The 13,099-nt window shown below is 70.3% G+C and carries 11 protein-coding genes and 1 riboswitch; of the genes, 5 read left to right on the forward strand and 6 right to left on the reverse strand.

The annotated features are described in order from the left end of the window. Nucleotides 1-84: 84 nt before the first annotated feature. Nucleotides 85-1,947, reverse strand: a complete 1,863-nt coding sequence (locus tag ACFWWU_RS08840) for a hypothetical protein (RefSeq protein WP_384141066.1) — start codon at nucleotides 1,945-1,947, stop codon at nucleotides 85-87. A 38-nt stretch (nucleotides 1,948-1,985) separates the two neighbouring features. After that, nucleotides 1,986-2,933 (reverse strand): glucosyl-3-phosphoglycerate synthase, encoded by a 948-nt coding sequence (locus ACFWWU_RS08845; RefSeq protein ID WP_384141069.1) that lies wholly within the window; start codon nucleotides 2,931-2,933, stop codon nucleotides 1,986-1,988. 159 nt (nucleotides 2,934-3,092) lie between these two features. Continuing rightward, nucleotides 3,093-3,239: riboswitch (SAM riboswitch) on the forward strand. A gap of 17 nt (nucleotides 3,240-3,256) precedes the next feature. Here ACFWWU_RS08845 and thrC point away from each other — a divergent pair. From thrC to groL, 4 genes are all read left to right on the forward strand, one after another. Continuing rightward, nucleotides 3,257-4,543: a threonine synthase gene (gene thrC / locus ACFWWU_RS08850; RefSeq protein WP_384141072.1), complete on the forward strand. Its 1,287-nt coding sequence runs from the start codon at nucleotides 3,257-3,259 to the stop codon at nucleotides 4,541-4,543. Between the two features lie 13 nt (nucleotides 4,544-4,556). After that, nucleotides 4,557-4,832, forward strand: a complete 276-nt coding sequence (locus ACFWWU_RS08855) for a MoaD/ThiS family protein (protein WP_141297765.1) — start codon at nucleotides 4,557-4,559, stop codon at nucleotides 4,830-4,832. A gap of 428 nt (nucleotides 4,833-5,260) precedes the next feature. Beyond that, nucleotides 5,261-5,464, forward strand: coding sequence for a cold-shock protein (locus tag ACFWWU_RS08860; RefSeq protein WP_015035246.1), 204 nt, complete (start codon nucleotides 5,261-5,263; stop codon nucleotides 5,462-5,464). 376 nt (nucleotides 5,465-5,840) lie between these two features. Continuing rightward, nucleotides 5,841-7,469 (forward strand): chaperonin GroEL, encoded by a 1,629-nt coding sequence (gene groL / locus ACFWWU_RS08865; protein WP_384141076.1) that lies wholly within the window; start codon nucleotides 5,841-5,843, stop codon nucleotides 7,467-7,469. 128 nt (nucleotides 7,470-7,597) lie between these two features. Here the strand turns inward: groL and ACFWWU_RS08870 are convergent, their stop codons facing one another. Together ACFWWU_RS08870 and ACFWWU_RS08875 are read right to left on the reverse strand one after the other, a co-directional pair. Further along, nucleotides 7,598-9,298: a hypothetical protein gene (locus ACFWWU_RS08870; RefSeq protein ID WP_384141079.1), complete on the reverse strand. Its 1,701-nt coding sequence runs from the start codon at nucleotides 9,296-9,298 to the stop codon at nucleotides 7,598-7,600. Further along, entirely contained in the window at nucleotides 9,288-10,862 is a 1,575-nt protein-coding gene (locus ACFWWU_RS08875) for a hypothetical protein (RefSeq protein ID WP_384141082.1), read from the reverse strand. The genes ACFWWU_RS08870 and ACFWWU_RS08875 overlap by 11 nt, the downstream gene beginning before the upstream one ends. A gap of 267 nt (nucleotides 10,863-11,129) precedes the next feature. Here ACFWWU_RS08875 and ACFWWU_RS08880 point away from each other — a divergent pair, with 267 nt between their 5' ends. Continuing rightward, nucleotides 11,130-11,588, forward strand: a complete 459-nt coding sequence (locus ACFWWU_RS08880) for an SRPBCC domain-containing protein (RefSeq protein ID WP_384141085.1) — start codon at nucleotides 11,130-11,132, stop codon at nucleotides 11,586-11,588. A 22-nt stretch (nucleotides 11,589-11,610) separates the two neighbouring features. Here ACFWWU_RS08880 and ACFWWU_RS08885 read toward each other — a convergent pair whose 3' ends face one another. Together ACFWWU_RS08885 and ACFWWU_RS08890 are read right to left on the reverse strand one after the other, a co-directional pair. After that, the gene (locus tag ACFWWU_RS08885) at nucleotides 11,611-11,928 is read right to left on the reverse strand and encodes a deoxyxylulose-5-phosphate synthase (RefSeq protein ID WP_384141088.1); all 318 of its coding nucleotides are present in this window, start codon (nucleotides 11,926-11,928) and stop codon (nucleotides 11,611-11,613) included. An 80-nt stretch (nucleotides 11,929-12,008) separates the two neighbouring features. Then, nucleotides 12,009-12,755 (reverse strand): class I SAM-dependent methyltransferase, encoded by a 747-nt coding sequence (locus ACFWWU_RS08890; RefSeq protein WP_384141091.1) that lies wholly within the window; start codon nucleotides 12,753-12,755, stop codon nucleotides 12,009-12,011. Between the last annotated feature and the right edge of the window lie 344 nt (nucleotides 12,756-13,099).

The following is a 13,099-nucleotide window of genomic DNA, read 5'->3' on the forward strand; positions in this document are numbered from 1 at the left end:
CGTATACGAGACGGGCCGATCCGGCCACGGAGGGTCAGCGAGCGACAGTGCGCGGCAGTGCGGGTCAGTGCGCGTCAGTGCGGGTCAGCGTTCGCGTCGGTCGCGCATCGCCGCCTTCGCCACCAGGCCCGTCGCCGCGAGTGCCACGCCGAGCGCGCCGAGCAGCCACAGCCGCTCACCGTTGCTGCCCGTCTCGGCCATGGAGTCGCCGTTCTGCCCGTGGGGTCCCGGCGCCGGGGCCACCGGGGCGGAGGTGCTCGCCGAGGCGGAAGGGGAGACCGAGGGGGAGGAGGGGGAGGCCGAGGCCGTCGGGGAAGCGGGATCCGGGGGCTCCACCGGTGCCGAGGACGTCGGCGGCTTCGTCGGGTCCGTCGGCTCAGGGTCCGTCGGCGTCGGCGTCGGCGTCGGGCTCGGCTTCGGCGTCTCCAGTACCGGGGTCACCGCGCAGGCCGGGTCCTCGCTGCCGTCGCCGCAGTTGGAGCGCGGGGTCTCCACCTCGACGCTGTTGCGGAGCTTCCCGTCGCCCGTCGCCGGATCCTTGATCTTCACCGAGTACGTGACGGTCGCCGTCTTCCCGGCGGGGATGTTCCCCACGTACCCGATCTTCGGCTTCGTGTACGACACCTCGCCCAGGTCCGTCTTCGCGTCGCCCTTGTAGTCGGCGTCGTCGAGGTTCCCGGTGAGGTCGTCGCTGAACTTGGCGTTCGGGTAGTCGATCGTGCTGATGTTCTTCGCGGTGATCGTGTACGTGAGGGTGTCGCCCGGCTTCACCGTGCGCGGGCTCGCCGTCTTCGTGATCTCCAGGTCGGGCACCGGCACGGAGAAGGCCAGCCCCGACGGCACGTAGGTGTCGCCGTTCGTGGAGAAGGTCAGATCGGCCGAGGTCGCGCCCTGCGGGATGGCGCCGTCCGGGATGTCGAAGGCCTTGGCGTCGATGCTCAGATTGTTGACGAGCTTCGGGGAGACGGCGCCGTCGTCCTCGCTGATGAAGAAGTTGTCGGTGTTGCCGGTGTGGGCCTCGGTGACGTTCCTGCCGTCGACGAGGAACGTGTCGCCCCGGGTGTTCCAGTCGCCCTCGTACGCGGTGACGCTCGCCCGTGCCGTGCCGCCGCTCCGGTGGAAGCCGTCGACGGTGACCGTGGTGGCGGGCGAGGTCGAGCGCTGGAGGACGTGGCCGCCGTAGACGTACACGTTCCGGCGCTCCGGGGCGCGGACCGGGTCGGGGCCGGGGAACTTGTGGACGACGGTCAGGGACCAGCCCCCCACGCAGCCCTTGCCGTCCGGCGCCCAGATGTTGCCGACGGCCACCTGCGCGTCCGTCCCCGAGACGCCCGCGAAGGCGGCCGTCACGTCCGACTCGCCCGTGTAGTAGTGCGGGCCGTTCGTGTCGGACGGGTCCGTGACCATGCTGTCGATCGAGACCGGGGTCGCGGGCCCCGCGCCGACCTTGATGACCGGCGCGGTCGTCGCCGGGTCGCCGGGCGAGGGCTCGACGTCGGTGCCGGAGATGTCGCAGCGCCGGAGCTGGGCCCCGCTCGGGCCCTTGTACGTCCCGTCGTTGCCGCCCCAGAACAGCCGGGCGTACGCGACCTCGGCGCCCGCCGGGATCACGACGTGGCCGGTGCTGGAGCCGAACTCGGGCGCCGCACCGGCCGCCGCCATGCCGGCGGCGTCGATCCGGCGCATCACGAAGGTGTTGTTGTTGTCGGAGCCCTCGCCCTTCGCGGCGGCAGCGCAGCGCGCGGCCGTGTCCGCGGGGGAGGCGGGGCAGCCCATGACCGTGTTGCCGAGGGTCGTGAAGTCGCCGTAGATCGACTCGTCGTACCGCTTGCCGAAGGGCTCGATGACGTCCGCCGAGGCCGGACCGGCCGTCGAGAGCGCAAGCGAGGCCACGGCGAGACCGACGACCGCCGTCACACTGCCCAGGTGGTGTTGTCTGAAGCGCATAAAAGGGCAATGTAGGCAAAGCGGATCATCTGGTGGCGTTACGCCACGCGGCGGCGCGTGTACTCCCTGATGTCGAGCATCGGCGGCCGCTCCTCCGTGTCCACCGCGTAGGTCCGGGCGACGAACCCGTCCTCGCCCCGCTCGAACTGCGTCAGCCGCGGCCGTACGAGGTGCCCGCGCGAGAGCCGCAGCTGCGCCGTCCGGTAGATCGCCGCCGCCATCCGGCCGAGCGCCCGCTCGTCCTGATGGCGGTGCTTGCGCACGCCCACGTCGACCTGCGCGAGCGCGTCCAGGCCCACCGTGTGCAGCGCGTCGACGAGCAGCCCCAACTCCACTCCGTAACCGACGGGGAAGGGCAGCCGCTCCAGGAGCGAGCGCCGCACCGCGTACTCGCCGCCCAGCGGCTGGACGAACCCGGCCAGCTGCGGCCAGTGCAGATTGAGCAGGGGGCGTGCCACCAGCTCGGTCACGCGCCCGCCCTGGCCAGGGGTGTCGCCGGCCCCGAACGGGCGGTCGTAGGTCGCCTTCACGAAGTCGATGCCGGGGTCGGTGAGCAGCGGGCCCACGATCCCCGTCACGAAGTCCGCGGAGAAGTCCCGCAGATCCGCGTCCACGAAGCACACGACGTCCCCGCTCGTCACCATGAGCGACCGCCACAGGACCTCGCCCTTGCCGGGGACGGCCGGTATCCGGGGGAGGATCGCGTCCCGCGCGACCACGCGCGCCCCGGCCGCCGCGGCCACCTCCGCCGTACGGTCGGTGGAGCCCGAGTCGATCACGACCAGTTCGTCGACGAGCGGCACCGCCTCGGACATCAGTTCGCGGCGGATCACGGCGACGATGTCGCCGACCGTCGCCTCCTCGTTCAGCGCCGGCAGCACGACGCTGACCTTCGTGTTTCGCTTGGCGGCGAGGATCCGCTCCATCGGCCGGTCAGCCACGGACCAGGACCGCCGGTCCAGCCAGCGCTCCACCTCTTCCAGCACGTGATCTCCATCTCGCGGTACGGACGGCCCGTCCAAGCCCCGGGGCCTTCGGTTACAGTCTTGAACAACGCGGATGCCCGATGCACGTCGGGGTGCCGCCCGCGTCGGAGCGCAGGAACGAAGCCCGCAAGGACTTCACCGCACTTCACAATCGAATACCGCTCATCCAGAGGGGCAGAGGGAAACGGCCCGTTGAAGCCCCGGCAACCCTCCAGTCGGTTCGTCTCGTCCTCCAGCGAGGTCCCCGGCTAGGGAAGGTGCCAAATCCGTCTCATGACGAAAAGTTCGTCATGGGAAAGATGAGGAGAAAGGGCCTCGCCTCCATGGCTGTACAGACTGTCGCCTCTGCCACCACCGTCGACCTCGGTCCCGCTTCCGGGCTTTCCTGTCGCGAATGCGGTGAAGTCTTCGCACTCGGACCGATCTTCGCCTGCGAACTCTGTTTCGGACCGCTCGAAGTCGCGTACGACCTCCCCACCGGTGACCCCGAGGCCCTGCGCAAGCAGATCGAGGCCGGCCCCGCCAACATCTGGCGCTACGCCCCTCTGCTGCCCGTCCCGGCCGACGTCGCCGAGAAGCCGAACCTGAACCCGGGCTGGACCAAGCTCGTCCAGGCCGACAACCTCGCCCGCGAGATCGGTGTCGCCCCCGGCAAGCTCTTCGTCAAGGACGACTCCGGCAACCCGACCCACTCCTTCAAGGACCGGGTCGTCGCGCAGGCCCTTGAGGCCGCCCGCGCCTTCGGCTTCACCACGCTCTCCTGCTCCTCCACCGGCAACCTGGCCGGCGCCGTCGGCGCCGCCGCCGCCCGCGCCGGCTTCCGCTCCTGTGTCTTCATCCCGCACGACCTGGAGCAGGGCAAGGTCGTCATGGCCGCCGTCTACGGCGGTGACCTCGTCGCCATCGAGGGCAACTACGACGACGTCAACCGCTTCTGCTCGGAGCTCATCGGCGACCCGCTCGGCGAGGGCTGGGGCTTCGTCAACGTCAACCTCCGCCCGTACTACGGCGAGGGCTCCAAGACGCTCGCGTACGAGATCTGCGAGCAGCTCGGCTGGGTCATCCCCGACCAGCTCGTCATCCCGATCGCGTCCGGCTCGCAGCTCACCAAGATCGACAAGGGTCTGCAGGAGCTCATCAAGCTGGGCCTCGTCGAGGACAAGCCGTACAAGATCTTCGGCGCCCAGGCCGAGGGCTGCTCTCCGGTCTCCGTCGCCTTCAAGGCCGGCCACGACGTCGTCCGCCCGCAGAAGCCGAACACGATCGCCAAGTCGCTGGCGATCGGCAACCCGGCCGACGGCCCGTACGTCCTCGACATCGCCCGCCGCACCGGCGGTGCCGTGGAGGACGTGAACGACGAGCAGGTCGTGGACGCGATCAAGCTGCTCGCCCAGACCGAGGGCATCTTCGCCGAGACCGCGGGCGGCGTGACCGTCGGCGTCACGAGGAAGCTCGTCGAGGCGGGTCTGATCGACCCGGAGCTCACCACCGTCGTGCTGAACACCGGCGACGGCCTCAAGACCCTGGACGCCGTGGCCGAGGGCTCGCAGGCGACCGCCACCATCCGCCCGAGCCTGGACGCGTTCCGCGCCGCGGGCCTGGCCCTCTGAGAGGTACGAAGACATGGCCGTGAACGTCCGCATCCCCACCATCCTCCGCACCTACACGGGCGGGCAGTCCGAGGTCCCGGCCGAGGGCGCGACCCTCGCCGAGGTCATCGCGGACCTGGAGAAGAACCACACGGGCATCGCCGCCCGCGTCCTGGACGACCAGGGCAAGCTGCGCCGCTTCGTCAACGTGTACGTGAACGACGACGACGTGCGCTTCGAGCAGGGCCTGGAGACGGCCACCCCGGCCGGCGCGGGCGTCTCGATCATCCCGGCCGTCGCCGGAGGCTGACCACGGGGCGCGGTGCCGGCTGACGCCGAACCGCCTCACGTGTCCCGTCTTTCTTGAATTGCCCCTTCCGCGACATAAAGCGGAGGGGGCAATTCTGCATGGTTAAGCGGGGTAGAGTTGGGGAAGCCCCCTCCGCTGCTCATGCCGGACGCATATGAGAATGCGTCCTTGCGCGTCAGGAAGCAGCCAAAGTGCGTGAGCGTTGTGTACGTTCTGCGCGTTTTGCCGGGCCCGACTTGCCCTGGAACTCCAGGGATTCTCCCTAATTCCCCTTTCCGTCGTGCCCAGAAATCTCGCTCGAATGACCTGTTGCAGAGGGCAGTTGGGCAGATACATTCAGCGGCGGTCGACGCGTTCCGGCGCAGGGTCTGACCCCGGGTCCGCGAAGTGCGGTTCCCGCGCAAGGGCCAGTAATAGGGGAGTTAGGCATGGCTCAGGGCACCGTCAAGTGGTTCAACGCGGAGAAGGGCTACGGCTTCATCGCGGTCGACGGTGGTGCGGATGTTTTCGTCCACTACAGCGCGATCCAGATGGATGGCTACCGCAGCCTCGAAGAGGGGCAGCGGGTCGAGTTCGAGATTTCGCAGGGTCAGAAGGGTCCGCAGGCGGACATGGTCAAGCTCGCCGTCTGAGCGCGGCGCGATCGGCCACCGACGCAACGCCGTCGAGGGGCCCGCATCCCCCAGGGGAAGCGGGCCCCTCACGCGTTCCCGGACCCGTGCCGGACCCGTTCCGCACTCGTGCCGGACCCGTCCCGCACCCGTCTCTCACCCGTGCCGGACCCGTGTCAGGACTGCCCGAAACCCGAGAGTCGCTTGCACTCTCCTAGGGCGAGTGCTAATCATTGGCGTTAGCACTCGGAAGGTGAGAGTGCTACGAGGATCGGGCAGACGAGGCCGCCGTCCGGGTGGGGCAGGGAACCACACGGAACACGCGGAGGCCGTCCGTCGCGGGCGTCGGCGCGGTCCTGGAGCGTTATCCACCCCATGTCCGGGAGGACCACTTCACATGGCCAAGATCATCGCGTTCGACGAGGAGGCCCGGCGCGGTCTCGAGCGCGGCATGAACCAGCTCGCTGACGCCGTCAAGGTCACCCTCGGCCCCAAGGGTCGCAACGTCGTCCTCGAGAAGAAGTGGGGCGCCCCCACGATCACCAACGATGGTGTCTCCATCGCCAAGGAGATCGAGCTCGAGGACCCGTACGAGAAGATCGGCGCCGAGCTGGTCAAGGAAGTCGCCAAGAAGACGGACGACGTCGCCGGCGACGGTACGACCACCGCCACCGTTCTCGCCCAGGCGCTCGTCCGCGAGGGCCTCCGCAACGTCGCCGCCGGTGCCAACCCCATGGCCCTCAAGCGCGGCATCGAGAAGGCCGTCGAGGCCGTCTCCGGCGCCCTCCTCGAGCAGGCGAAGGATGTCGAGACCAAGGAGCAGATCGCTTCGACGGCCTCCATCTCCGCCGCCGACACCCAGATCGGCGAGCTCATCGCCGAGGCGATGGACAAGGTCGGCAAGGAAGGCGTCATCACCGTCGAGGAGTCCCAGACCTTCGGTCTGGAGCTGGAGCTCACCGAGGGTATGCGCTTCGACAAGGGCTACATCTCGGCGTACTTCGCCACCGACATGGAGCGTATGGAGGCGTCGCTCGACGACCCGTACCTCCTGATCGTCAACTCCAAGATCTCCTCCGTGAAGGACCTGCTCCCGCTCCTGGAGAAGGTCATGCAGTCGGGCAAGCCGCTGCTGATCATCGCCGAGGACGTCGAGGGCGAGGCCCTGTCGACCCTGGTCGTCAACAAGATCCGCGGCACCTTCAAGTCCGTCGCGGTGAAGGCCCCGGGCTTCGGCGACCGTCGCAAGGCCATGCTGAACGACATCGCCATCCTCACCGGCGGCACGGTCATCTCCGAGGAGGTCGGCCTCAAGCTGGAGAACGCGGGCCTCGACCTGCTGGGCCGCGCCCGCAAGGTCGTCATCACCAAGGACGAGACCACCATCGTCGACGGTGCCGGTGACAGCGAGCAGGTCGCCGGTCGCGTGAACCAGATCCGCGCCGAGATCGAGAACTCGGACAGCGACTACGACCGCGAGAAGCTGCAGGAGCGCCTGGCGAAGCTCGCCGGCGGTGTTGCGGTCATCAAGGCCGGTGCCGCGACCGAGGTCGAGCTCAAGGAGCGCAAGCACCGCATCGAGGACGCCGTTCGCAACGCGAAGGCGGCCGTCGAGGAGGGCATCGTCGCCGGTGGCGGCGTGGCCCTGCTCCAGGCCTCCTCGGTCTTCGAGAAGCTCGAGGCCGACCTGTCGGGCGACGAGGCCACGGGCGCGAACATCGTGAAGCTGGCCCTTGAGGCCCCGCTGAAGCAGATCGCGATCAACGCCGGCCTCGAGGGCGGCGTCGTGGCGGAGAAGGTCCGCAACCTGCCCGTGGGTCACGGCCTGAACGCCGCGACCAACGAGTACGTGGACCTCATCGCCGAGGGCATCATCGACCCGGCGAAGGTCACGCGCTCCGCGCTGCAGAACGCCGCGTCGATCGCCGCGCTGTTCCTCACCACCGAGGCCGTCATCGCCGACAAGCCGGAGAAGGCGTCCGCGCCGGCCGGCGGCGGCATGCCGGGCGGTGACATGGACTTCTGATCCTCCGGGATCGGTGGTTCATCGCGGTACCGCTGTAGAGCCGTACTGCTGAACGCGACCGAGGGCGGCACTCCCCAGCAGGGGGGTGCCGCCCTCGGGCGTTGTGGAGGAGCGCTTTCCGGGAACGGTCAGCGCACGTCGACGTAGTCCCCGCCGGCCGACGCCGGGGTGTTGAAGTGCTTGCCGTCGCCGTAGTGGCGGATGCGCCAGGTGCCGTCCCCGGTGGCCTTCGCCTTCAGGGAGACCTTGCCGCTCGCGTTCGACCGGCCGGTCGCCATCTGCTTCCAGGTCGTGCTGCCCCGCGGCTGGAACTGCAGGACGACCGGAGCGTTTCCGTACGCGCGCCAGGCCCAGTCCGCGTAGTGCTGGAGCCCGCCGGTGACCGTCACGTACCCGCCCTTGGTGACCGGCTCGGGACCGGCGTTCAGGGAGACGATCCGGGTGTCGAGGCGGGCCAGCCGGAACGACCCGCTGCCGGACTCGGCGAAGTGGTCGGTGGTGAGGTGCCGGACGCGGAAGTAGCCGCCCCGGCTCGCCGCCGAGAGCGCGAAGTCGTTGTAGTAGGCCGAGTTCACGCTCGCCCAGGCGATCGCCTTCCAGCCGCCGGCGACGAGCTGCTCCAGCCGGACGAACTGCGCCGCTGGGAAGGACGCGTCCTGTTCGTACCGGGCGCGGAAGGTGCCGGAGACCGTGACCCGGCCGTCGGCGGAGAGTTGCCAGGAGGTGAGGTCGGTGCGGGAGTCCAGGGGGATGGCGAGCGCGCCGGAGCGCGGCGGGAAGTTCACGTACCTGTCGGCGGATTCGACCGTCCAGCCGCCCGACCCCGTGCCCGCGGCGGCGACGAGCCGCGCGGTGAACCGCCCGTCCGCGGCCGTCCGGACGGTCGCGGACGCGCCCGTCGTGTAGTGGGGGCCGCCGAGCCGCACGAGGACCGGGTGGTTCGCGACCGCGGCGTTCGCCGCCGCGGGGTCGGTCATCCGGCCGCTGATGGTGACGGTCTGGCCGTTGAGCGCCCGCTTCTTGTCGGCGGTGGCGGTGACGGCCACGATGCGCGGCACCCACTCGAAGAGCTCGCGGTAGTCCTCCACGGAGCCGTGGACCTCGGCGGAGTCGCCGGTGAACGCCGCGTGGAACCTGGTCCCGTCGAGATCCGTTCCGGGCACCGGGTACGGCGCCGCCGTGAACCGGCCGGCCGCATCGGTGACCGCCTGTTGCGGGGCGGTCTTCACCGGGAGCAGGCGCTCGACGGAGACCGGCTGGCCGACCAGCGGAACGCGGTGCCCCGAGCCGGGCTGGATGCCGACGAGGGTGCCCGAGGGGCGGGCGTTGCGGTCGGAGTGGGTCGGCTTGCCCGGGTGGAAGGTGAGCTCCGGACGGAGCCGGAAGTCGAGCTGCCCGGCATCGGTGCGGGTCTGCTTGTTGCCGAGGGAGTCGGTGGCGGTGACGTCGATGGCGTACGTGCCGAGGGCCGGGATTCGGCCCCCGTCCTCGACGAGCTTCAGCACGGCGGTGTCCGGCAGCCGGAAGACGTTGGCGGCTGACGGGTCCCAGGAGTCGGGCACCACGGGAAGCGTCGGGATGTCGACGAGGACGGTGTCGCCCTGCCGGACCTTGGCCGAGACTCGGGTGATCTTCGCCTGCGGGGCGTCGGTCCAGGCGGTCACCTGGAAGAGGCCGCGCTGGGCGTCGTCGGTGACGGCCCGGCCGACGCCGACGAGCGGGTCGGCCGCCGAGGCCGGCCCGGCCGTGACGGCCAGGGTCGTCGCGGCGAGGGCGGCCGCGACCAGGCTCGCCGCCAGCGAGCGGGAGGGGCGGAGGTCAGCGCGCATCGATGTAGATCGCCTTCGTCTCGCTGTAGAAGTAGGTGCCCGTCGTGTTGAGGTACGTGGCCCAGGAGCCGTCTTCGTAGGCGGTCGCGCGGTAGCTGAACCTGCCGCTGCTGTCGGTGGTGATGGTCTTGGACACCCAGTACCACTGGTTCTCGGACCTGGGCTTGAAGACCAGGGTCAGCTTGGCCCCGGCGAGCGGCTTCCAGAGGCCGCCGACCTTGCGCTGGACGGTCCCGGAGACGGTCGTCTTCCCGTTCACCGTGGGCCGGGTGGGGCTGATGGTGAAGGCGGAGAAGCGGGTGGAGGTGCGGGCCCGCTGCAGCGACGTACCGGACTTGGCGACCAGACGGTTCGTCTCCGGGTGGTGGACCCGGTAGAGGGCGCTCTCGTAACCCTGGGCGACGAGGGTGTAGCTGCCGAACGAGTCCGCCGTGCCGGAGCGGAGGACACGCCAGGTGCGTCCGCCGTCCAGGGAGGCCTGGAGCTGGACGGGCTCCGTGGTGACGTAGAGGTTGCCGAACCCCCCCTTGGCGGTGACCTTTCCGTACTCGTCCAGGGTGATCGTGTACGGGGAGTAGGAGAACTGCTGGGGGACGGCGATGTCGCTCTTGTCGTACGGGCGGCTCGCGCGGAGGTACGGCGAGGGCCGCAGCGAGGTGTACACGTAGTCGGTGCTGTACTGCGCCTTGGCGGCGAACGAGAAGGTGCCGGTCGCGGAGGAGGTGGCGCCGCCGAGGACGTTCACCGCCGCGGCCTCGTAGGCGCCGGGCTGCGCCCCGGTCGCGACGACGGGTGCGCCCGCGTAGGGCTTCCAGCCGCTGGTGGTGTACCGCTCCACATGGCCGGTGACCTGCACGTTCGTGCCGGCAGGCACGCGGTACTTGTTCACGTCCGAGCTGATCCGGTAGACGAGCGGGTCGACGCCCACGTGCGGGATGTGGGCCGCGTCGTCCGGGTCGTTGACGGTGCCGGCGGTGACCACGGTCGCGGTGCCGCCCTGGACGGAGCCGTTCGGGGTGACCGTTACCGAGAAGGTGCCGTCCGCGCGGGTGGTGGCCGTGGCGTTGAGGGTGCCGTAGCCAGCGTCGTACGTGTCGAGCTTGAGCGCGATCTTCGTGCCCTGGGGCGCGGTGGTGCGGGTGCCGGTGGCCGGGTTCCAGACGGTCGTCGTTCCGGAGAGGATGGCCTGGCGCTGGTCGTGGCTGGTGGTGCGGCGGTTCCAGGACAGCTCGGTGGCACCGATGTGCGGCCGGTACGAGTAGGTGCCGGTCCACTTCTTGGTGGTCTCGCCGGGCAGCCGGTAGTCGACGCGGACCGGGTAGTCGCCGAAGGCGGTGCCCTCCGGGAGCGCGATCGGCGCGTCGGTCAGCCAGGAGGAGGTGTAGGTGAGCGCCTCCGTGGAGCCGAGGACCGCGGCGCCCGGAGCGGTCGAGGCCAGCACGCTGACCTTGACCAGCAGCGCGTTCCCCGGCAGGTACAGGCTGTAGCGCCCGTCGTCCAGCGTCCTGCCGGACGTGCCCGTCCAGTCCGCGTGTGCGGCCGGGGCGTGGATGACGGCGGGCACGGTGACGCCCGCCGAGAGAGCGAAGACGGCTGCGGCACGCGCAAAAGCGTGCGGAAGCCTGCGCGTTGAGCGCGGCAAAGGGACCCCCCACAGGTCTGAGATGGCGGCGTCGCCGTGATCGGGGCGGCCGCGTGGCAGAACTTTAGCGCTCACCTGTTGAACGTGTTCACTCCCTTTACGGGAGTGGCTGTGCGGGAGTGCCGGGGCGATCCTGGAAGGGATACCGCAGAAGGGACATCGTGGAAGGCCGAGCCCATGGTCACCCTGATGACGACACCCGCCGATCGCGAACTGGTCATCACCCGGACCTTCGACGCCCCGCCGGGCCGGCTGTGGGAGGCCTGGACGCGCCCCGAGCACGTACGCCAGTGGTACGGCGTCTCCGGGCTGACGACGACGGTCGTCGACGTCGACCTGCGGGTGGGCGGCGCCTGGCGGTGGGGCCAGACCGCGCCGGACGGCCAGCAGATCGTCTTCTCCGGCACGTACGAGGAGATCGTCCCGGCGGAGCGGCTCGACTACACGGAGGTCTTCGAGCAGATGCCGGACACGGCCCCGGTCCACGTCACCCTCACCTTCGACGCGACCCCGCACGGCGGCACGGCCCTGACCAGCACCTCGCTCTGGCCCTCGAACGAGACCAGGGACCAGGCACTGGCGGCGGGCATGGAGGCGGGCGTACGCGAACAGTACGACCGCCTCGCGGACCACGTCCGGTCGATGTGAGCACGGGGGGCCTCGACGCGCCTCAGTGGGTGATCCCCTTCGGAAACGGCGTACCGTCGGCGCGGGCGCGGGCCATGAGCGCCTTCACCTCGGCGAGGGTCCTGGGCCGGTAGCCCGGCCCGCCGCAGCAGCTCTTGTGAAAGCGGACGCCCGCGTGGAGGAGGACCGACAGCACCCGCCAGGCCGAGGTGTCCCGGCGGCGGGGCGGGGCGAAGGCCGATCCCACGTGGATGAGCGTGCGCGCGCAGCGCGGGCAGCGCCGCTCGCGGGCGCGGTCGTACGGCTGCTTGTACGAGGCCCGGCACGGCAGGCAGACGTACGAGGTCTTGGCGTGGCCCATGGGGGCCAGGGTAGGGACGGGGGCGCGGGGCCTCCACGGGATTTCCCCCCGCCCCGCCCGGGTGTCGGCGGATCGGCCGCTCAGCGGCGGAAGAGGGCCGTCCAGAGGAAGGGTTCCCCGAAGGTCGGGGACGTGGTGGGCTCGTCGCGCATGCGGCGGACGTCGATCTCCGTCAGTTCGGCGAAGAGCGCACGCAACTCCGCGTCGGTGTAGGCGAGTCCGCCGTCCAGCTTGCCCTGCCGGTAGAAGTCGGCGTCCGGCAGTTCCGAGCCCATCCCGCCCTCCCCGGCGGCGAACGCGCTGAGCGCGAAGTGCCCGCCGGGCGCGAGGACACGGTCGAGGAGCGCGAGGTAGCTGACGCGGCGGTGCGGGGGCAGGTGGTGGAAGCAGCCGGAGTCGTAGACGAGGTCGTACGGGCCGTCCAGGGGAGCGGCGAAGGCGTCGCCGCACACGAACCTGACACTCTCGGCGCCGGCTTCCCGGGCTCGTTCCTCCGCCCAGGCGATGGCGGCGGGCGAGAGGTCGACCGCGGTCACGTCGAAGCCCAGCGACGCGAGGTGCAGGGCGTTCCGCCCAGGCCCGCAGCCGAGGTCGAGGGCCTTGCCGCCGACCGGGAGCAGGCCCTGCTCGACGTACGAAACGAGGTTCTCGTCCGGCTTGGCGACGAAGAACGGCACCGGTTTGTCCCGGTCCGCATAGAAGCCGTCCCACCACCCGGCCCCACCTTCCGACCACCGGTCGGCGCTGGGAGCGAAGAGCCCGTCGAGCAGACGCAGGACGTCCTCGACCGTGCGGATGTCACGGTTCTCACGGCTGTTGCGGTCCATTAGGGATCCCCCTCCGAGTCGATCTCCAGGGTACGGGAGTGGAGGGTAAAAGTGCAGGTCAGAGGTGCTTTGGTGATCGTCTGTGAGAGGCGCACGCGCCCCATCCCCGAGGCCCTGACTCAGGGGGTGCGGGGATGCCGTACGGGCTCGCGGAGGCGGCCTCCAGGCCCGGGAAGCGGCCTTCGCGGGTGGCTCCCAGGAAACTTTCCGAACTCCTGTGTCGCGTGAATGTACGATCCGACTGCCGACAGGGGGGGTCCCGCCGGCCCCGGCCGAGCGGCCCGCTTCGTCCTGCCGTCCTGCCCGTCCTGCCTTCGCGCCGCCCCTCCCGTGTCGTACCCGTC

This window comes from Streptomyces sp. NPDC058650, assembly GCF_042717315.1.
In the GTDB taxonomy this organism is placed as follows: Bacteria; Actinomycetota; Actinomycetes; order Streptomycetales; family Streptomycetaceae; genus Streptomyces.